Genomic DNA, 18,773 nt, shown 5'->3' with positions numbered 1-18,773 from the left:
GAAAAGACATGTTAGTTGTTGGAGAATTAATTAATGCAAGTCGTAAAGCCATTGGGGAAGCTATCAAAGCGCAAGATGTCGAATATATCCAAAAGGTGGCTAAGGATGAACTTGAAGCTGGCGCAGATTATATTGATGTTAACGCTGGTATCTTTGTTGGTAAGGAGCCAGAATATCTGCAATGGCTTGTGAAAACGGTTCAAGAGGTAGTTGATGCACCCTGCTGCATAGATAGCCCCGACCCAAAAGCAATCGAGGCTGCCCTGTCTGTACACAAAGGGATTGCAATGATTAACTCAATCTCACTGGAAAAAGAACGTTACGATGCGTTGATCCCTGTCGTTGCAGGAACTGACTTAAAAGTTGTAGCACTTTGTATGAGTGACGAGGGTATGCCTGAAACCATGGACGCTCGCCTAAAAATTGCCGAAAAACTCATTGAGGGGCTCGTCAAAAACAATGTACCGCTCAATAACATTTATGTAGATCCCTTGGTTCAACCAGTCTCTACAAACAACACCTTTGCTGTGGAATTTATAAATTCCGTTGAAGCTATCATGACGCGGTTTAAAGGGGTTCATACAATTTGCGGACTATCAAACGTGTCATATGGACTACCAGTACGGAAGTTCATGAACCATGCCTTTGCTATTATGGCTATTGGCAAAGGGTTGGATGCTCTCATCATTAACCCCTTGGACAAAATGATGATGGCAAGCTTGATTACGGCTGAGACATTAGCTGGCAGAGACGATTATTGTGTAAAATATCTCAAGGCATTTCGTAACAAGCAATTCGAGTTCTTAGGCTAGAGGCTAGACATGAATAATGATCCCCTTCTCAATTTAGGGAAGGGGATAATACTCTTTTAGGAGGTAATTATGGAAATAACGATACTCCCCAACCGTTCCATGACAATGGAAGAAAATGAAACTTTAATGCAAGCGCTTGTTCGACATCGATTACCCGTCCAAAATATTTGCAATGGCAAAGGAACTTGCGGCAAATGTAAAGTACGGATAAAAGGAAACCTCGTCTCTCTGCCAAGCGACCTCGATTTAAAGCATCTCAATGAAACTGAAATAATAGCTGGTGTACGTCTCGCTTGTTCAGTGATACCTGAAGAGGGCATGGTTATTGAACTTGATTTTTTAGAAAGTCAGGATCGCAAAGAAGGTGTCCTTCAGGATATGAAAGCGAATAGCTTAGATCCGGGTTTCGAAAAGGTGCATGTAAAAATCAGCGAGCCCACTCTAAACGATGAACGCGGAGACTGGGACCGTTTTGTAGATGCTCTTGACTCTGCCACAAATAGGAGCTATAACAAAACAAGTCTATATGCTCTTAATGCGATTTCAGACGTTCTAAGAGCAGATGCATTCGCCCTAACCGCAACCGTTACAAAAGATGAAGTAATAGATATTGAAGCAGGGGATACGACAAATAGGTTATACGGTGTCGCAGTCGATATTGGGACTACTAGTGTGGCGGTGGCCTTGATCGATCTGAACCAGGGAACAGTAATGAAAGTTGTTTCTGCTGAAAATGGACAAACCGTTTATGGTGCAGATGTAATTTCTCGTATTACCTTTGCTCGAGAAAGTCAAGAGAATACTTTGTCTCTAGGCAGCGCCATTAGGAGAACTATAAATCACTTGCTGGAAGAGCTTTTTGCCAAAACAGATGTGCGTAATAATGAGATCTTTAAGATGACGATTGTTGGCAACACGACAATGCATCATCTCTTTATTGGTTTAGAAGTCGCTCATCTAGCGGTATCACCGTTTGTTTCCGTTACTAACAAACCACTGGAATTTACAGCGAAAGAATTAGGAATTGAAATTAATTCGCAAGGGAAAGTATTCCTCTTACCGAATATAGGAGGTTTTGTTGGTGCAGACACTGTTGGGGCCATAGTCGGAGCCCCCTCGGTTCTTGGATCAGGTAATCATTTGCTAATTGACATCGGAACCAACTGCGAACTATTTTTAAAAACTAAACATAAGATGATGGCTTGTTCTACTGCGGCTGGACCAGCTTTTGAAGGTGCAGGCATTATCCATGGAATGAGAGCAAAACAGGGAGCCATTGAAGGGATTACCATCACCGAAAATGGAGTGAATTGTAAAGTAATCGGAGGTCAAGAACCAATCGGAATTTGTGGATCGGGTCTTATTGAGGGGATCGATGAAATGAGAAAGGCTGGGATCATTAACAAACAAGGGAAAATCGTTGACCCTGAGAGAGCGCAAGATCTTTCACCAGAGCTTGTTAAGCGAATTCGAATGGGTGAAAGAGGGCGTGAATTTGTCTTAACGTATGGCATTGACCAAGGATTTGATGTGACCTTAAATCAAAAAGACATCGGAGAATTACAGTTGGCTAAAGGTGCTGTCTGTGCAGGGATCAAAACCCTTGTTGAAATGGCAGGCATAACCGTCCCAGAGTTAGATTCGGTGACGTTATCCGGAACCTTTGCTACGTATCTCAAACCCCACAACATTTTGAATATTGGTCTTGTCCCAGATATCCCTTCTGAAAGAATAAAAATGGTTGGCAATGCCGCTCATGTAGGCGCAATACGGGCTTTACTAGATCACCATGAGCTGACTATGGCTGAAGAATTATATAGAAAGATTAGCCATGTTGAATTGGGCGGTAGTTCTACTTTCTCCAACTATTTCATGGACAGTATGTACTTAGAACGATTGAGTTAATGGACTCGCCAATTATATTGGCGCATTTTATATAGAAAAAGCCCACCCTAGGAAAACAGATTTCCGATGGGTGGGCTTAATGACGTGTTATTGTCCTTATATTCTTGCTCACTTATTGCTTCCTTACTGAAAGGCTGCAATAAGTGTTTCTTTTTCTAGATTCTTTCCTATAAAACTGACCATTTCTGAGATACCGGTTGATTCGGATATAGCATAATGTCCGTCTACATAATTAAACTCAAGGAAATTTTGCTCCGATTTAATGATTCCTTTGCCCCGAACTACATTGCCGTAAAAGCCATCTTTACACTTTTTAAGGATATTCTCCAATTCCTTAAAATACAGGTCTCTAGGTTTTTTAAGTCCCACTGACTCAAAACCATGCTTGGACACGTGTGCATCTTTATATTGAACATAGTCAAGATTATCAGTTACAATACTCGTAATTTCCTGATTAGATAAATTCACCCAGTTTTTTGAGATTATCTTCGCAGTCCCATTTAACCAGCGCAACTCCGCTTCAAGCTTGGAAAGTTCTTCAGCCTCAAAGGACTGTGATTTACTAACAACTAAAGTAGATGCACACGAAATTTGACTTTTAAAGAACCCAGTGTAGCTTTGTATATGCTTAGAAAAGTTTTGGGCATCCACAACAGTTGTCACAGAGTTGATAACACATTTGTTTGAAATCTCTGGATCCTTAAAAAGGTCCAATATCTCGCCTAATATGAATATTCCGGACGGTTCAAAGATTATTCTATCTACTTTTTGATTTAAGATTTGCTTCAGGGTAAGAAGAAAATCTCCCTTGAGTTTGCAACAGACACACCCATTGGATAATTCGTAAACCTCAAAGCCTTCTACATCTAGGACCTCACGATCGACATTGACATCACCAAACTCATTTTCTATTAATACAATCTTTTCATCACTATCAAGGGATTTAAGGATTTTTTTAATTAAGCTTGTTTTACCGGCACCTAAAAATCCCGAGACTATATCGAATTTTACCAAAAGCCCCATCCTCCCATGATCATGTACTCTAATTATCCTGCTTCCACCTTTTTAACTAAGCTTAATGATAATTGATTTAGATTACCATGGATTATCCTATGTTTATCGGGATTTTCGATCACTTATCACTAAACCGGCCAGTTACATAAAAGGTTGCCTAAGATTGAAATAGTTATTGAAAGCCTATAATTTATAATATTTTTACTTATCTTTACTCTCTACTATTAACCTTTTTTTATTTAGTGGAATGCAACAGGTTAAGATTTATCAAGATAAAACAAGAAATTCCATAGAGAATAAGGCTTTAAAAGACTAAACTATGATTAGTAAAACAAATCCAAACTTTTAGAACATTCAACTTAAAACAAGAAAATCACGAGAATTAGATCTAAACGAACAAAGTAAAGAAACAGGGGGGAAGTGATCTCTAAACAAAGTGTAATGATCCAAGGAATTTTGTGCAGGATACATTTTGATAAATGTAAATCTAAAAATAATTTTTAGGAGGATATATATGTTTGATTTAACATCATTGGGCAATTCTGTAATTGAGGGCGATGACGAACAAGTTCGAGTTCTGACAAATCAAGCGATTAGTGCAAATATCGAACCACTTGTGATTATCAATGAAGGACTTATTGGTGGAATGAATGTTGTCGGTCAACGTTTTAAGGTCAATGATATGTTTGTTCCGGAAGTGCTAATGTCCGCTCGTGCAATGAATGCAGGCATCGAGCTGGTTAAACCACTGCTAGCAGGCGGTGAGATGACCAATAAGGGTACGGTTGTTATTGGAACAGTTAAAGGTGACTTGCATGATATCGGAAAAAGCTTAGTTGGTATGATGCTTGAATGTTCAGGATATAAGGTCATTGACTTAGGTGTGGATATCTCTCCAGAAGAGTTTATTGCAGCAATCAAGGAAAACGATGGCAAAATATTAGCCCTATCAGCCTTGCTTACGACAACAATGCTAGCCATGAAATCAACTATTGATGAGTGTTTAGAACAAGGCATACGTGACAAAGTAAAGGTCGTTATTGGTGGTGCTCCAATATCTCAAGAATTCTCGGATCAAATTGGTGCTGATGGTTATGCAGGGGATGCTGCTGCAGCGGTAGAATTGGTTGCCAAGTTGTTACTAGATGCTACGATGGTGGCACGTTAAATTATAAATTGTTAGGAGGGACTATTGTGGCAAATCTTCAATTCAATGAACTCACTTACACTAATTTAGATGAATTCGTTTACGGCCAGGCTAAGAAACCTGTCGTATGTAAAAACGGAATGGTCATTGGTGGTGGAACTGTTTATCCGGAAATTAACCTTACTCTTCCTACTATGTTAATAAATGAAGAAACCATGCCGAAAGTTTTGTCCCAGTATGAAGAGATGATACACGGTATTTGTTCCAAAGCACATGAGCTTCTCTCACCAGGAATTATAATCGAAATTGAGCTTCTGCCTCCATGCACCTTTAATCCTCAATGGGGCATAGATGTTACCAAAGTTGTAAAAGGGGTCATGAACGAATACGAAACCAAGTTTGGCTTAAAAAGTCTATTAAGAATGACAGTTGTCGATGTTCGAGAAGGTAAGACTCTTAAACATATGTACCATGGTGAACATTGGGACAATGTGATTAACACGTTCAGAGGCTGCGCTAATGCAGGAGCAGACTTCTTGGCGATTGAATCAATTGGAGGAAAACATCTGCACGATGAGGCCGTTATGAATTGCGACTTACCTAAAGCTTTATTTTCCTTAGGAGTTGTAGGCTGTCGAGATATGGCTATTTTATGGGATGAAATTGTAAAAATTTCGACCGAAACAAATTGTATAGCTTCCGGAGACACAGCCTGTGGATTTGCCAACACCTCTATGGTAATGGCCCACAAGAATTTTATTCCGAAAGTTTTTGCTGCGATTGATAGAGTCATGTGTGCGGTTAGAACATTAGTGGCCGTGGAACGCGGTGCTGTTGGACCAGACAAAGATTGTGGTTACGAAGGAGTTTATCTTAAAGCGATCACAGGAACACCTATCTCCATGGAAGGAAGAACAGCTGCTTGTGCCCACTCCAGTTCCGTTGGAAATATCGCTGGCTGCTTGGCGGACTGCTGGAGTAACGAGTCCGTAGAAAACGTAAGATTGCTGGGTGGAATGGCACCTACCGTATACCTCGAGCAACTGGTCTATGATTGTAGAATGATGAACGTTGCTTCATCACGTGGATCGGCGCTTGAAATGCGAGATATTCTTTGCGAATCAGACAGCAAATATGATCCCCAGGCCTATGTCTTAGACCCTAGGGTCGTCCTAAAATTGAGTGCAGAGATTCTGAAGGGGAAAACTCACTTTGAACGCACAAAAATTGCCGCATCTGCAACGATTAAAGAATTGAGATCTGCTTTTCAAGATGGTTTAGTAGTGCTTGATGCTAAGGAGCTCAAATATCTTGACATTCTAGAAAAACAATTAAGATCAGTCCCTGATGACGAAGCTGAATTTATTCAAACTATGATAAGAAATAGTACAAAGGATAAGTTTGACCCGGAAAAATATGACATATCTATTGAATCTGCTGCTAAATAAGAACTTTCTTAATAAATAACTCCTGTAAAAACACCTATGACGCTCAAGTCTCCCTAGGCTTATTTTATAAAACCTGGCAGAGATTTGAGCGCTTTTTCCTTATTATAAGTTTTCTATACAGAACAAAAACAATCTATCCCTATGATATAATATAGAAAGTATGAATTTAATTACAATCGAAGTTTGTTTCTAACTCCGCATTTGCTCTTATAATCAGTGTCTGGAGTTTTATTCGTATATGCGCACTTGGCAAAGTGTGGCGCTAGCTTCGGAGGTGGTAAAATGCATGAAGGAAACGTTCCTCAAGAAACGGAATCCCAATGGCTCGAGAAACTAGTTGGTCGGAATCTCCTAGATAAAATGTTATGTTCGTTTTCGAAGTCAACTGGATTGAAAGCAATTCTCGTTGACAATAAGGGAAATACACTTATATCCACCGATCATGCGATTAAGGACTGTCGCTTTTGCGAAATGATAAGATCTGACATCAATGGGACAAAAAAATGTCAACGTTCATATGCACGTGCCTGCAACGAAGCTGCTAAATATGGTGAACCTTATATTTTCAGGTGTCATGCTGGCTTAATAATGTGGGCTGCACCAATTTTAATAGATCATCACATAGGCTCTATTATTTGTGGGCAGGTACTAATGTGGGAGCCAGAAGATTACTTTCTCGAAGAAATCGAGGAAATGGTAAAGGGACTTGATGTAGACGTTTCTGCAGTCAAATGGTCTGCCGCCCAATTAGAAGTAATGTCAAGCGATAAAGTCCAAGCAGCAGCTGATTTGTTGTTTATGGTCGCTAATCAAATCATGCAAAGTGGCCTGACTGTATTGGATCAAAGAAGACAAATTTCTGCCCAACAAGCCAGACTAGCTGAAGAAATACAGGCTCGCAAACGTGCTGAAATTGCCGTGAGCACGATTGAATCACGAGCAATAAGTATGAATTCCTTGGACAAGGAACATGAACTAAAGTCGATGGTGCGTAATGGGCAAAAACGAGAGGCCCAACGACTTCTTGAAAACTTATTGGTTGATATTATGGAGGTAAATTCGGATCATGTCGATACTGTAAAGACTAGAATAGTGGAACTAGTGGTCATCATCTCGAGGGCTGCCGTGGATGGAGGCGCTGAATTAAGTTCTATCCTACAGTTAAATGCTTCATTTTATCAAGACCTGCTTGAGATGTCGACTTCCGATGAACTATGTCTCTGGTCCAAAAATATGTTGGAAACATTTATGAACCATTTAGAAAATAATAAAGACCAAAAAAATCTGCAAGCAGTTCAAAGAGCAGCTGAATTCATTCGCCGAAATTACCGACATAAGCTAACCATTGACGATATCGCACAGGAAGTTTATCTCAGCCCTTGCTATGTAAGTCGAATTTTCAAACAGGGTCTGGGGTGCACTCTGATGGAATACCTCACTCAAGTAAGGGTGGAAGAAGCCAAGATAATGTTAAAGAACCCGAAGTATAACGTTATGCAGGTTGCTGAAGAGAGCGGTTTCGAGGATCCGGGCTACTTTACTAGGGTCTTCAAGAAACATGAGGGAATAACACCAAGTAGGTTCAAACAACATGCTCTATAAAGTATGCTTTTACTAAGGAGTGGGTTCTGTGTTAAGTTCAGAGTTGGAATTAATAACTAGGGCTCTATTAAAAGGGCAGGCAAACAGGGTTAAGACACTTACTTCACTGGCCATCGAGAACGGTATAAGTCCTCGAATGATCTTTGAAAAGGCACTATTGCCTGGCATGCAGGTTATTGGTGGGCAATTTCGTGATAATATTATTTATATTTCTGATGTATTAATTGCATCACGAGCCATGCATGCGGGATTGCACGTGTTAAAACCTCTTTTGTCAAATCCACAACAAGCTTCACTCGGTAAAGTGGTTGTTGGGACTGTGGCCGGTGATTTACATGATATTGGGAAAAATCTAATTGTCATGATGTTTCGCGGCGCAGGGTTAGAAGTCATCGATCTTGGAATTGATGTCCAAACTGAGGACTTCGTAGAAGCAATTATTGACCATCAACCAGATATTCTGGCCATGTCTGCCATGCTCACTACCACTTTAGTAATGATGTCTGAGACAATAAGAGAACTGGAACGTAGAGAACTACGAAATAATGTTAAGATAATTATTGGTGGAAATCCAGCCACCCAGGATTTTGCGCAAGCAATTAAGGCCGACGGATATGCGGTTGATGTATTTAATGCTGTCGATTTGGCGCTAAAACTTGTTAAGACTAATCAAGAATCTACTCACAGAAAGACAAATGGTTTATTTAAATTAAGTAGTTAATGCTTTTATAATGTAAATCCTCTGGGATGACATTTTGTCCTTATCGGCATAATGGCATCCTTTTTAATTATCTTAAAAATTTTTAATATTTTACAATTTAGAGGTTGGTAGCATCAGAAAACGCTTCTGAAATACGTCTATAGAAATAAATAGACATCTTTAATAACCAGAATGATTATTAAGTTGAGAAAGTAGGAGGCTGACGACTGAGTGGAGGCCGATTCATCCTTTGATGAAATCTATGAACGATTGTTTCCCTTAATCTTCCGTTATGTATCGATCCGCATACCTAAACCAGATGTAGAAGATGTTACCGCCGAAATCATCGTGAAAGTATGGCGAGGGTTAAAGGATATGGAAAAGGAAACTGCGCTAAAGTCATGGGCACTAACAATTGCTACTCATCAAATCGCTGATTATTATCGGACCCATAAACGTACTCCCGTAATGGCCTTAGACGAAATACCTAACCCCCTGCCTCAGGAATGCGATCAGAGTGAGACATGGGCTACTCTTCTAAGTGTAGGGGAAGCCTTGACAAAGCTCTCTCCACAACAGGTCAATGTTATACAACTCCGTCTGATAGAGGGGTTTAGCGCCGGAGAAGTTGCAGAGATCCTAGGGACAACTCATCAGGCAGTAGACAGCCTTTTATACCGGGCGAAGAAAGGGTTTCGTAAAATCTACCAGGGGAGCCCGGACAGAGGAGGTGTGGGCTGATGAAAAGGTTTATAAAGAGAACGGATTTGACGTCCCTCTGGGAAGAGGATGGTGATATCGAACGGATGAAGGCGTTCTTCCATACAATTAAAGTAGATTCAGAGTCGAACAAACAAGTTAAAGAAAGCATCAAGCAAAAGGCGCTAGAAAAAATCGCTTGTGACAAAGAATTGAATAGGGCGCCTGTAATGGGTAATGTAAGTATCACCCATCATATTTGCAGAAAGTTAGGTGCCCTAAGTGGAATTAGACACTTGAAACTTGGTTTTTTAGTCATTGGGTTAGTCATCTTGGTAACCATCGGCCAAGGTGCCATGAACGCTTCATGGCACCTTCCCCAGCAGGTGGGTAATTCTAACGAATCAACCCAATCTATAGAGATGACCCAACCTGTACCTGGTACGATAGAGACGAGTGGAACCCAGGCCAATGATGGAGCACATAACAAAATTTTAGCTGCTAAAGATGAAGTAACTCCCAAAAAAGCCTTTTCTAACATCACGCCAGACTCCTCAACCAAGGGTCAGGTAACGGAAACCCTTCCTGTTCCACCAAATCTAGTGGTAATTCCTCCGGCTGATAACGGGATTCCCCGGAAGATCACGCAAGATTTGAATTTAACGCTTGAAGTGGGAACTGTTAATGACGCTGTTAATCTGATTATCCGCGAAGTTCAACAACAAGGAGGGTATGTGGTTTCTTCTCAGCAAAGCGGGACGGATAATCATTCATCCGCTCAAATGACGGTTAAAATTCCAGTTGCCAAGTTTGACGAGTTACGTAATTCGCTTTCTACTTGGGGCAAAGTCCTCAATCAGCAACTGCTTGCCAATGACATTACCAACCAATACTACGATTCCCGCATCCGGCAGCAAACTCTAGAGGCCCAAGAGAAACGTCTTGTTGAAATCTTAAATCAAGCTAAGACCGTAGATGACGTTCTTAAAGTGGAAAACTCTCTAGGCAATATTCGTCAGCAAATTGAACAACTGAAAGGTCAGCTCAAACTTTGGAATAATCAAGTTGATTACTCAACTGTGAGCCTTCAACTTGTCACCCTCCAAAGTGCAAATGTCGATGTGAAGAACGCTTGGAAGCCTATCTCATGGATTAAAACTTGGAAAGCAACCGAGAATGCCGTGCTGAAAACAATTAGTAGCACTTGGAATGTTCTAAATTATTTAGTGGTTGGTATAGGGTATGCATTCCCCTACCTGATCATTGGTGTCCTAGGGTGGGGCGTTTACCGAGTGTGGAAGAAAAGGAAATCCAATTGAATAATCTGCAATAATAGTCAACTGGAATAAATGGAAGTAGGTAATAGGGTTTATAGAAAAACTTCAAAAGTAAAAACCAGGGATGCTTATCATATTGATAAGCATCCCTGGTTTTTGCAAATTGTTTTAGACAACACGGTTTCGACCTTCGTTTTTTGCCGTATAAAGCGCTCTATCAGCGTCTTGTATCCATTCCTCGGATGTTCGATAGTTTGGCTCCTCAGCTATAAACGTTGAAATACCTATGCTGATGGTGATAGATTCTCTTTTTCCATCAATCCACAATCTCTCATTTTCTATAGTAAGTCTTATACGTTCCGCCACAGAATGCGCTGTTATTCTAGTAGCCCCTGGCATAACCACAATAAATTCCTCTCCACCAAACCGACCAACAAAGTCGGAGTCTCTAACCGACTGTTTAATAAGCCTGGCAACACTTTTTAAGACAAAATCCCCCTGATCATGACCATAGGTGTCATTGATCCTTTTGAAATGATCCAAATCAAGCATTAACAATGACGATGTCGTTCGATTATCAATGTTGAATTCGTTTTTAAGTCGTTCATCTATATACCTGCGGTTATATAAACCAGTCAGGAAGTCAGTGTTAGCCCTCTGCTTGAAATTCATACTATCTTCTAGAATACGATTCTTTTCTTCGTTTTTATCAAGGTGAATTTGAATTCTGGCTAATAACTCCCGAAAGTCGAAAGGTTTGGTGATATAATCCACTGCCCCTAATGAAAGGCCTTCTAACTTGCTTTCAATTGAAGTCCTAGCTGATAAAAACACGATGGGGGTACCTACATATTGAGAATTACTCACTATTTTTTCAGCAACTTCAAATCCATCAATTTATGGCATCATTACATCAAGGAGAATTAGGTCGAATTTCTCTCTATCGACTAGATCTATGGCATCTAAGCCGTTTCTAGCCTGAAAAACTTCATAGCCTAACTTGGTTAATTTTCTGACTAGAAAATTAACATTGTTTTCTTCATCATCAACAACTAAAATCTTCAAACTATCCCCCCTCCTGTAATATATTCTATCTGCCTTCAAGATGTTCAAGCCCTTATGAATTCACCTTAATCGTAGAAAATCATACAATAACATTGGCGGGAGGTAGATAAATGAGGTTGCTTAAACGTCTTGGATTTCCTTTGATAATTTTATATACTTTAGTATATTATGGTTGGATTTACCACTGGCAACAGGATTCATGGCTTCTTACTCTAGGTGGAGATATAATTTGCTTAATTGGAGTTATAACTGCTACACTATTTACGATAGTTACGACCCTTAGGTCCAAAGATACACAAAAAGTCTTTTGGTCGTTATTATCTTTAGCTAATTTATGTTATTTAATATCGGAAATAATCTGGGATTACTATGAGTTGTTCTTAAAAGTGGACGTACCCTTTCCTGGCTGGGTAGATATCTTCTGCTACATGCAAGTTATATTGTTTATTGCCGCCATAACTTATTCCTACAAAAAAAGGCATGCTTTTCAGGTGGCAAAGTTTATTTTTGATACGGTTATTATAATGTCTGTTGTGACAACTCTGATTTGGCATTATATCGTTGGCCCACTTTTCAGCCAATCACAATCGACTTTATATATCATTGCTTCAGTAGGGTATCCAATTGGGGATTTAGGCCTTTTATTTGGTGCGATTAGTTTATTCATGAGTTCCACCTATATGTTTCCTAAAAGAGTGGCAATATTTATGAGCGTAGGTTTTGTAATACAGGCGATAGGGGATTTATGTTACGCGTATACGTTATTGACAAGCTCCTATGTATCATCTGGGAGCTATTTTGATCCACTTTGGACGTTGAGTATTTTGATAATAGCTTTCTCGGGCTTTATTTATGCGATTGAAGATCAAGAGACAATTAATTCCGAAGATACATTAGGTTACCAGAAAACAGATAAAATACGACTGGTACTCCCTTATTTTAGTTTAGTTTTTTTACTGACCATCATTCTAGGATCGAATGAAAAAATTGATATTCTATTAATAGGCTTCGCTATAACGATTTTCCTGACCGCCATACGTCAAGTATTTACATTATTAGAAAACATCACCTTAATAAGACGATTTCATGATTTGAATACTGATCTAGAGAATAAAGTAACTGAAAGAACCAAAGAACTTAGTGTCATGAATACAAAACTTATTCAAGCCAGCGAGTTTAAAGATGATATTATTACTTCAATGAGTCACGAGCTAAGAACACCTATGCACGCAATATTAAGTTATATCCAATTAATTGAAGACGGGGACGATGGCCCTGTTAATCAAGAGATTCTTGCCGATCTGGGAGTAATAAAAAGAAGTACTATGAGGTTACTGTGTCTCATAGACAATCTTATGAAACTATCAAAAATACACAGTGGCAAAGATAATTTAGAACTACAAGAAATATCCTTGGTTGAGATAGTTAATCAGACGTACGAAGAGCTGCGTCATCTAGCTCGCGAAAAAGGTGTCGAGCTTATTGTAGAACCCGATACTAAGGATGTTACAATAACTTCGGACTTAATGAAGATCCAACAGATCCTTATTAATCTTGTGATGAATTCCATAAAATTCACCACAAAAGGATACGTTAAGATATCGACTAAGATAAATGAAAAACAGTTTGAAATTTGCGTCGAAGATACAGGGGCTGGGATTGCGAAGGAATACCACAATTATATTTTCGATAGGTTTACGCAAATTGATCACGGAGTTAGAAGGAAATATGGAGGCGTAGGTATTGGCTTAGCAATTGTGAAAGAACTTGTAATGTTACTACAAGGAAATATTCTATTAGAATCAGAACCCGGGCATGGAAGTAAATTCACGTTAACGTTCCCTCGTCGCTTATTACAAGGGTCTAATATCTAGCCTTTGGATCTCCGAAGAGCGGGCTTTACGGAGATGGTAAATGTCTGTATAATGAATATATAGTTTGCATTGAAGCCATGAAATCTCCCGACACTCCATGTGAGGTGGGGGGCTTTTGTTGTGAGTAATTGGAGGGTATAACTTGAAACTTTCAAAGCGGTCAAGATTTATCGGAGGAATCCTCGGAATTGCTTTCGGCGCGATCATAGCCGCCTTTGGTGTTCAGGGATTTATAGTCCAGTCGGGGTTAAGCGGGGGAGGAATTGGCGGGATAACCTTACTCCTTTACTATACGTTGAAGTTGCCGATTGGACTTATGACATTTTTGCTAAATATCCCGTTATTTGTTTTGGGCTGGCGTGAGGTGAACAAACATTTTGTCTTTAAGACCATATGGGGATTGGCGATCTTTTCGTTATTTTTAGATCTTTTAAGTGGGGTACGGCCTTTGGAGAATATTGACATTTTCTTAGGGGCTCTTTATGGAGGGGTGATCTCAGGAATTTCCTCTGCGATTGTATTTCACTTTGGTGGAAGCCTAGGCGGTACTGACATCATCGCTAAAGTTATTCAACGCAAATATGGTGTTCCCATGGGAACATCATCCCTTGCTATTAACGGAGTCATTATTATGATTTCGGGAGCCATACTCGGTTCAAAAGTGGCGCTTTATACCCTAGTTACGATATTCGTCTATGGTCGCGTGCTAGACCTTATACAGAGCGGGGTTCCATCAAAATCGATCACAATTATTTCAGACCAATCAGAAGCTCTAGTTGACCGTATTATGATTGATTTGGGACGGGGTGCAACTTTTTTACATGGAAGAGGTGCTTATTCAAATGAGAAGAAGAATGTCATAATATGCGTCGTCAGTCTTCCTGAAATGGGCCGCTTAAAACAGGCCGTGCGTGAGGTAGACCCTTTTGCTTTTATGATTGTCCAAAATGCTGGTGAAGTACTAGGAAGGGGATTCATTTCAAACGAATAAATCAAACCCTCTACTTAGTTTCTGAATCCATGGTTTTAAGTTCGCTTAGTGTGGCCAAGCGATAACCACGATCTTTAAGGGCATCGATAATTGGACCCAACGCTTTAACAGTTTGAATACGATGGTAACCCCCATCATGCAGTAGGATAATGGAACCAGGAAAAACGTTCTTCATAACATTATCCACAATTTGTTTTACGCCTGGATTACGCCAGTCTTTGCTATCTACACTCCAAAGGGCTACAACACGGCCATTATTCTTAATGGTTTCCAGTTGGTATTTGGATAAAAAACCGCCTGGAGGGCGGTAGTAATGGGTATGCGTACCAGTTGCAGCGAAGACTTCCTTGTCTGTTTGATTGATTTGTTCTACAAGACGGCGCTGCTGATAATCATGGTCGAAACTATGATTGCCAATTTCATGTCCTTCCTTAACCAAACGCTTTAACAAATTAGGGTTCGATTGGGCTGCCTGCCCCAAAACAAAGAAGGTGGCTTTTACTTCCCTTTCTTTGAGGATATCTAGAACATCAGGAGTATCGATCGGATCAGGTCCATCATCAAAGGTCAGGGCAACGACTTTTTCCTGAGTATGAGCCATATAATAAGTTCCAGGTGCCCGAACCAAAGATGGGGTTATAAGTAAGCGCTCAGAAACGGTGAGAAGTCCTCCCACAATGATTACAACTAAAAACGCAAAGACCATCTTACTACGAGATAACACATAAATGCGCACTAATTCACCCCCAAATCGCTTCTATAATACCTATGGGTGAATGTTGGATTCCATGCATTATAATCCTTATTTAATCGCAAGATTTGGGGGGAGTTTCTTCATTATGCCATAGACGTAAAGAGGTTAATAAACGTTTAGACTACTTATAAATTATAACTATAGTTGGAATTGACTAACTGAATCATGAAGTTTTTGGGACATCAGGTGCAATTCATAAATCGATGCATTGACTTGTTCCATGGCAGTCGATTGTTCTTCTGCTGAAGAAGAAATGGTTTGCGTAGAATTCTCTTGACAATCTCCTCACTCCCTATTACCATTTCTTCGACCGAGGAGGCAACAGTTCCAACTTCTTTTGCAACTGTAACAATTTCGCGAAGAATTTCTTCGAATGCGGAACCCGCTTTACTCACAATCTGAGTGCCAGATTCCACTTTTTGTGTACTATGAGACATGGCCTCAACGGCTTCGGTTATTGTCGCGCGAATCCCAAAGATGAGCGTTTCAATCTCTTGCGTGGCCTGTCTTGATTGTTCAGCTAATTTACGAACTTCATCCGCTACCACTGCAAATCCTCGACCCTATTCACCTGCACGAGCTGCTTAGCGGCGTTGAGTGCTAATAAATTTGTTTGCTCCGCAATACTAGAAATAGTTTGTACAATTTGTCCTACTGCACTAGAACTTTCCTCTAGGCTGAATATTTTTTGGGACGTCAAGTACGTAGCCTGAGAGATCTCCGTCATCTGATGATAACAATGCCAAAAATGCGCAAAAGCTTTCCTTTGAGTCCCATTGTATCCCCTCTTTCTCCCAGAATATATATGTCCGTTCTCTAATAATCAGTGAAACCTGATATTTTGACATCCAAAGCTATTCGACAAATAAAGATAATTCCTACTGGGTCAGTCAATATAATTTGTTTCTTTTAGTATTTGTCAAGAGAATCTATTCCTCCTATCTAGTTAGCTTATGCTATACTTTAATAAGCAGTTTCAAATCAACGACATTGTTGCGAACAATACGACGCCAATTAGAATAAGCCTTTGTAAATTGTGAGTTTATCTTAATGGGCACTTAGAATATTAGGAGGATTTCTTCATGAAACCGGATCGGATTCTAGATTTTCATGCTCACTTTCCTGCAAAAACCAGCATGGCCAGGCGGGAACTTCACCCTTTAGTTAAAGCTTATGCTAAGGATTTAAAAGAACATTGGCGAGAAGTGTTCGACTTTCCTCAACCTGAGAAAAAGCAGCGTGGTATTCAAATACAAGGGGAGCGCTGGGCTGCGGAAGTTCACAATAATCGTTTGGAAAAGGTCGTTTTCATGACTGGTGGAGGGAACAAAGTTCTCTCTGATGTTGTGCGCCAATATCCGCAAGAATTTTTGGGCTTTGCTCATCACGACCTCTGTGCCCCAAATGCTGTTGAAGAGATGCGGTATGCGCTTGATGATCTCAGGTTGAGCGGGTATAAATGGTTCGGACCAATGACCACGCTTCCGTTTGAATCACCAGAGTTGAAGCCTTTTTGGCGCTTATTGGCTGACCGAAAAGTGCCTGTATTAATTCATTTTGGTGTGTTGGGTGGCCCTGGTGGAATCATCCGCCATCCGCGAATCAGCCCCATCACGTTGGCGGAGGTAGCACAGGAGTATACAGATATTCCGTTCGTCATCCCGCATTTCGGGGCAGGGTATTATCAAGATCTTCTGCACTTAGCCTGGTCGAGCCCGAATGTCTACATCGACACTTCAGGTTCAAACGATTGGATCCGCTGGATGCCCAATCCGCTATCCTTAAAAGACCTCTTTGCTAGGGCTTTGGACACGGTCGGATCAAAACGGATTATTTTCGGCACAGATTCAAGCTGGTTTCCCCGCGGTTGGGCGAAGAAATACTTTGATCTCCAAACTCAGGTGTGTACCGAACTGGGTGTGGTCAAAGAAGAGATGAATGCCATTTTCTATCGTAATGGAGCAACATTGTTGGGGCTTGAAAAATGAAACTAGTACTAACTAATGTAAGCTTAAGTGTCCGTCAAGACTCTCAAGATAAAGAGATTCTACAGGGTGTTTCCTTTGGAGTTCGCCTTGGTGTGATTCATACCCTACTTGGTCCTTCTGGCAGCGGAAAAAGCACGTTGCTATATGCTATCAATCGATTACGTGAGTTTCAACGGGGAGGAATCACCCTGGATGGGGAAGATATCCGTGGAATCAACGTTTATGAACTTCGTCGCCGAATTGGATTGGTGATGCAAAAACCCATATTTTTCCCCGGAACAGTTGGAGATAATATTTTGTATGGTCCTCATTTGTGGGGTAAGGATAACAGCTTAACCTTAGCTGACCCAAAACATTATCTAGAGATGGTTCAGCTGGATCCAGCTTGGGTATCACGCGACCCTAATACGCTATCTGGTGGGCAGCAACAGCGAGTATCTCTTGCCCGGACCTTGGCTAATAATTCAGAAGTTCTGTTGCTTGACGAACCAACATCTGCGCTGGACTCTCAGGCCTGTGTACACCTAGAAACTCTTATAACGAGCCTTTGCCAGGAACGTAAGCTAACAGTCATTTGGGTGACCCATGACGTTCATCAAGCTGAGCGCATTGCCCAAGACGTGACACTCCTATATCATGGGAAAGCTGTAGAACACGGAGAATCAAAGCATTTCTTCGCTGGGCCAACGACAGTTGAAGGAAAAGCCTATCTTGCTGGAAAATTAGGAGGAGAGTCATGAGTTGGCTGGCATTAAGTTTTTCTCTAGGATTTGTGGGATTGGCGGCGATAGTATCGCGTTATCAACAACTCGGCTTAGAAAAAGAGTTAGCCATTGCTGTTATTCGCACACTCATCCAACTAACAATCGCTGGCTATGTCTTATCCTATGTTTTTGCCTCCCAACACCTCATTTTCATGGGGCTAATGCTGGCACTTATGATGGGAATTGCCGCTCAAAATGCTGCGAAGCGAGGCAAAGGAATTCCAGGTGCTCTTCGCATCGTTCTCATAGGAATCGTGATCAGTGAAGCACTTACTCTCGCAATTTTGCTTCTCTTGGAAATTATTCCAGGGACACCCCAGTACGTTATTCCCATAAGCGGAATGATTATTGGAAACAGTATGGTCGCGAGTGGGGTAACTTTAAACCGTTTAAGTTCCGAGTTTACACTCAGAAGAGGGGAAGTAGAGTTAGCTCTTTCACTAGGTGCTACCCCAAAGAGGGCATCTCTATCTGTCGTCAAAGCTTCAGTTAAGGCTGGGATGATTCCTACCATTGATTCGATGAAGACAGTTGGCTTAGTCCAACTACCCGGTATGATGACAGGCCAGATTCTTGCTGGCGCGGATCCCGTTCAAGCTGTTCGTTATCAGATTTTAGTCATGTTCATGATTTCTGGTGCCACAGCCATTGCCAGCTTCATCGTAGTAGTACAAGGTTATCGCACCTATTTCACTTCAGCTGCCCAGCTTAAAAGTTCCTAGCCTTTATAGCT

At 40.7% G+C, this 18,773-nt stretch carries 18 protein-coding genes and 1 pseudogene; 13 read left to right on the top strand and 6 right to left on the bottom strand.

Annotated elements, in window-relative coordinates:
• Positions 1-8 precede the first annotated feature (8 nt).
• Positions 9-812, top strand: a complete 804-nt coding sequence (locus tag E4K68_RS06990; protein WP_135378223.1) for a methyltetrahydrofolate cobalamin methyltransferase — start codon at positions 9-11, stop codon at positions 810-812.
• A gap of 69 nt (positions 813-881) precedes the next feature.
• Positions 882-2,717, top strand: coding sequence for an ASKHA domain-containing protein (locus E4K68_RS06985; RefSeq protein ID WP_135378222.1), 1,836 nt, complete (start codon positions 882-884; stop codon positions 2,715-2,717).
• 123 nt (positions 2,718-2,840) lie between these two features.
• On the opposite strand, the gene E4K68_RS06980 is transcribed toward E4K68_RS06985, so the two are convergent.
• A complete protein-coding gene (locus E4K68_RS06980; protein ID WP_243450289.1) occupies positions 2,841-3,740 on the bottom strand; it encodes a GTP-binding protein in 900 nt (299 codons plus the stop codon).
• Between the two features lie 505 nt (positions 3,741-4,245).
• On the opposite strand from E4K68_RS06980, the gene E4K68_RS06975 reads away from it, so the two are divergent.
• The 6 genes from E4K68_RS06975 to E4K68_RS06950 all read left to right on the top strand — a co-directional run bounded on the left by E4K68_RS06975 (position 4,246) and on the right by E4K68_RS06950 (position 10,646).
• On the top strand, positions 4,246-4,899 hold the full coding sequence (locus E4K68_RS06975; protein ID WP_135378220.1) for a corrinoid protein: 654 nt from the start codon (positions 4,246-4,248) through the stop codon (positions 4,897-4,899).
• Positions 4,900-4,925: 26 nt separating this feature from the next.
• On the top strand, positions 4,926-6,326 hold the full coding sequence (locus E4K68_RS06970) for a methyltransferase MtaB domain-containing protein (RefSeq protein WP_135378219.1): 1,401 nt from the start codon (positions 4,926-4,928) through the stop codon (positions 6,324-6,326).
• Positions 6,327-6,608: 282 nt separating this feature from the next.
• The gene (locus E4K68_RS06965; RefSeq protein ID WP_135378218.1) at positions 6,609-7,928 is read left to right on the top strand and encodes a PocR ligand-binding domain-containing protein; all 1,320 of its coding nucleotides are present in this window, start codon (positions 6,609-6,611) and stop codon (positions 7,926-7,928) included.
• A 28-nt stretch (positions 7,929-7,956) separates the two neighbouring features.
• On the top strand, positions 7,957-8,649 hold the full coding sequence (locus E4K68_RS06960; protein ID WP_135378217.1) for a corrinoid protein: 693 nt from the start codon (positions 7,957-7,959) through the stop codon (positions 8,647-8,649).
• A gap of 210 nt (positions 8,650-8,859) precedes the next feature.
• The gene (locus tag E4K68_RS06955) at positions 8,860-9,369 is read left to right on the top strand and encodes a sigma-70 family RNA polymerase sigma factor (protein ID WP_135378216.1); all 510 of its coding nucleotides are present in this window, start codon (positions 8,860-8,862) and stop codon (positions 9,367-9,369) included.
• Positions 9,369-10,646 carry a DUF4349 domain-containing protein gene (locus E4K68_RS06950; RefSeq protein ID WP_135378215.1) on the top strand — a complete coding sequence of 426 codons (1,278 nt, stop codon included), beginning with the start codon at positions 9,369-9,371 and terminating at the stop codon, positions 10,644-10,646. Before E4K68_RS06955 ends, E4K68_RS06950 begins: the two co-directional genes overlap by 1 nt.
• 126 nt (positions 10,647-10,772) lie before the next feature.
• On the opposite strand, the gene E4K68_RS06945 is transcribed toward E4K68_RS06950, so the two are convergent.
• Together E4K68_RS06945 and E4K68_RS21020 are read right to left on the bottom strand one after the other, a co-directional pair.
• Positions 10,773-11,276, bottom strand: a complete 504-nt coding sequence (locus E4K68_RS06945) for a GGDEF domain-containing protein (RefSeq protein ID WP_243450305.1) — start codon at positions 11,274-11,276, stop codon at positions 10,773-10,775.
• 60 nt (positions 11,277-11,336) lie between these two features.
• Positions 11,337-11,669 (bottom strand): annotated as a pseudogene (locus E4K68_RS21020) (response regulator); the annotation flags it as partial.
• A 110-nt stretch (positions 11,670-11,779) separates the two neighbouring features.
• On the opposite strand from E4K68_RS21020, the gene E4K68_RS06935 reads away from it, so the two are divergent.
• Both E4K68_RS06935 and E4K68_RS06930 read left to right on the top strand, forming a co-directional pair.
• Positions 11,780-13,543 (top strand): DUF4084 domain-containing protein, encoded by a 1,764-nt coding sequence (locus E4K68_RS06935; protein WP_135378212.1) that lies wholly within the window; start codon positions 11,780-11,782, stop codon positions 13,541-13,543.
• A 142-nt stretch (positions 13,544-13,685) separates the two neighbouring features.
• Positions 13,686-14,534, top strand: coding sequence for a YitT family protein (locus tag E4K68_RS06930; RefSeq protein WP_135378211.1), 849 nt, complete (start codon positions 13,686-13,688; stop codon positions 14,532-14,534).
• A 10-nt stretch (positions 14,535-14,544) separates the two neighbouring features.
• Here the strand turns inward: E4K68_RS06930 and E4K68_RS06925 are convergent, their stop codons facing one another.
• The 3 genes from E4K68_RS06925 to E4K68_RS21390 form a co-directional block, all read right to left on the bottom strand.
• The gene (locus E4K68_RS06925; RefSeq protein WP_199241712.1) at positions 14,545-15,270 is read right to left on the bottom strand and encodes a polysaccharide deacetylase family protein; all 726 of its coding nucleotides are present in this window, start codon (positions 15,268-15,270) and stop codon (positions 14,545-14,547) included.
• A 200-nt stretch (positions 15,271-15,470) separates the two neighbouring features.
• Complete coding sequence (locus E4K68_RS06920; protein WP_135378210.1) at positions 15,471-15,836, bottom strand: methyl-accepting chemotaxis protein; 366 nt, start codon at positions 15,834-15,836, stop codon at positions 15,471-15,473.
• On the bottom strand, positions 15,830-16,015 hold the full coding sequence (locus tag E4K68_RS21390) for a methyl-accepting chemotaxis protein (RefSeq protein ID WP_135378209.1): 186 nt from the start codon (positions 16,013-16,015) through the stop codon (positions 15,830-15,832). Before E4K68_RS21390 ends, E4K68_RS06920 begins: the two co-directional genes overlap by 7 nt.
• Positions 16,016-16,370: 355 nt before the next feature.
• Between E4K68_RS21390 and E4K68_RS06910 the strand changes: the two genes are divergently transcribed.
• Genes E4K68_RS06910 through fetB form a run of 3 tightly spaced genes read left to right on the top strand, consistent with a single transcriptional unit; the run spans position 16,371 to position 18,762 of the window.
• Positions 16,371-17,276 (top strand): amidohydrolase family protein, encoded by a 906-nt coding sequence (locus E4K68_RS06910; protein ID WP_135378208.1) that lies wholly within the window; start codon positions 16,371-16,373, stop codon positions 17,274-17,276.
• The gene (locus E4K68_RS06905; protein WP_135378207.1) at positions 17,273-18,016 is read left to right on the top strand and encodes a phosphate ABC transporter ATP-binding protein; all 744 of its coding nucleotides are present in this window, start codon (positions 17,273-17,275) and stop codon (positions 18,014-18,016) included. Before E4K68_RS06910 ends, E4K68_RS06905 begins: the two co-directional genes overlap by 4 nt.
• Positions 18,013-18,762: an iron export ABC transporter permease subunit FetB gene (gene fetB, locus E4K68_RS06900; protein WP_135378206.1), complete on the top strand. Its 750-nt coding sequence runs from the start codon at positions 18,013-18,015 to the stop codon at positions 18,760-18,762. The genes E4K68_RS06905 and fetB overlap by 4 nt, the downstream gene beginning before the upstream one ends.
• The last annotated feature ends 11 nt before the right edge of the window (positions 18,763-18,773 follow it).

This window comes from Desulfosporosinus sp. Sb-LF (assembly GCF_004766055.1).
GTDB lineage: Bacteria > Bacillota > Desulfitobacteriia > Desulfitobacteriales > Desulfitobacteriaceae > Desulfosporosinus.
The sequence above is the reverse complement of the archived record's forward strand: the minus strand, read 5'-3'. Positions and strand labels throughout refer to the sequence as shown.

Coding starts and splice junctions, on each gene's coding strand:
- fetB (WP_135378206.1), top strand. CDS start 18,013: ATGAGTTGGCTGGCATTAAGTTTTTCTCTAGGATTTGTGGGATTGGCG.
- E4K68_RS06910 (WP_135378208.1), top strand. CDS start 16,371: ATGAAACCGGATCGGATTCTAGATTTTCATGCTCACTTTCCTGCAAAA.
- E4K68_RS06980 (WP_243450289.1), bottom strand. CDS start 3,740: ATGGGGCTTTTGGTAAAATTCGATATAGTCTCGGGATTTTTAGGTGCC.
- E4K68_RS06990 (WP_135378223.1), top strand. CDS start 9: ATGTTAGTTGTTGGAGAATTAATTAATGCAAGTCGTAAAGCCATTGGG.
- E4K68_RS06950 (WP_135378215.1), top strand. CDS start 9,369: ATGAAAAGGTTTATAAAGAGAACGGATTTGACGTCCCTCTGGGAAGAG.
- E4K68_RS06905 (WP_135378207.1), top strand. CDS start 17,273: ATGAAACTAGTACTAACTAATGTAAGCTTAAGTGTCCGTCAAGACTCT.
- E4K68_RS21390 (WP_135378209.1), bottom strand. CDS start 16,015: ATGACGGAGATCTCTCAGGCTACGTACTTGACGTCCCAAAAAATATTC.
- E4K68_RS06945 (WP_243450305.1), bottom strand. CDS start 11,276: ATGAATTTCAAGCAGAGGGCTAACACTGACTTCCTGACTGGTTTATAT.
- E4K68_RS06975 (WP_135378220.1), top strand. CDS start 4,246: ATGTTTGATTTAACATCATTGGGCAATTCTGTAATTGAGGGCGATGAC.
- E4K68_RS06935 (WP_135378212.1), top strand. CDS start 11,780: ATGAGGTTGCTTAAACGTCTTGGATTTCCTTTGATAATTTTATATACT.
- E4K68_RS06965 (WP_135378218.1), top strand. CDS start 6,609: ATGCATGAAGGAAACGTTCCTCAAGAAACGGAATCCCAATGGCTCGAG.
- E4K68_RS06985 (WP_135378222.1), top strand. CDS start 882: ATGGAAATAACGATACTCCCCAACCGTTCCATGACAATGGAAGAAAAT.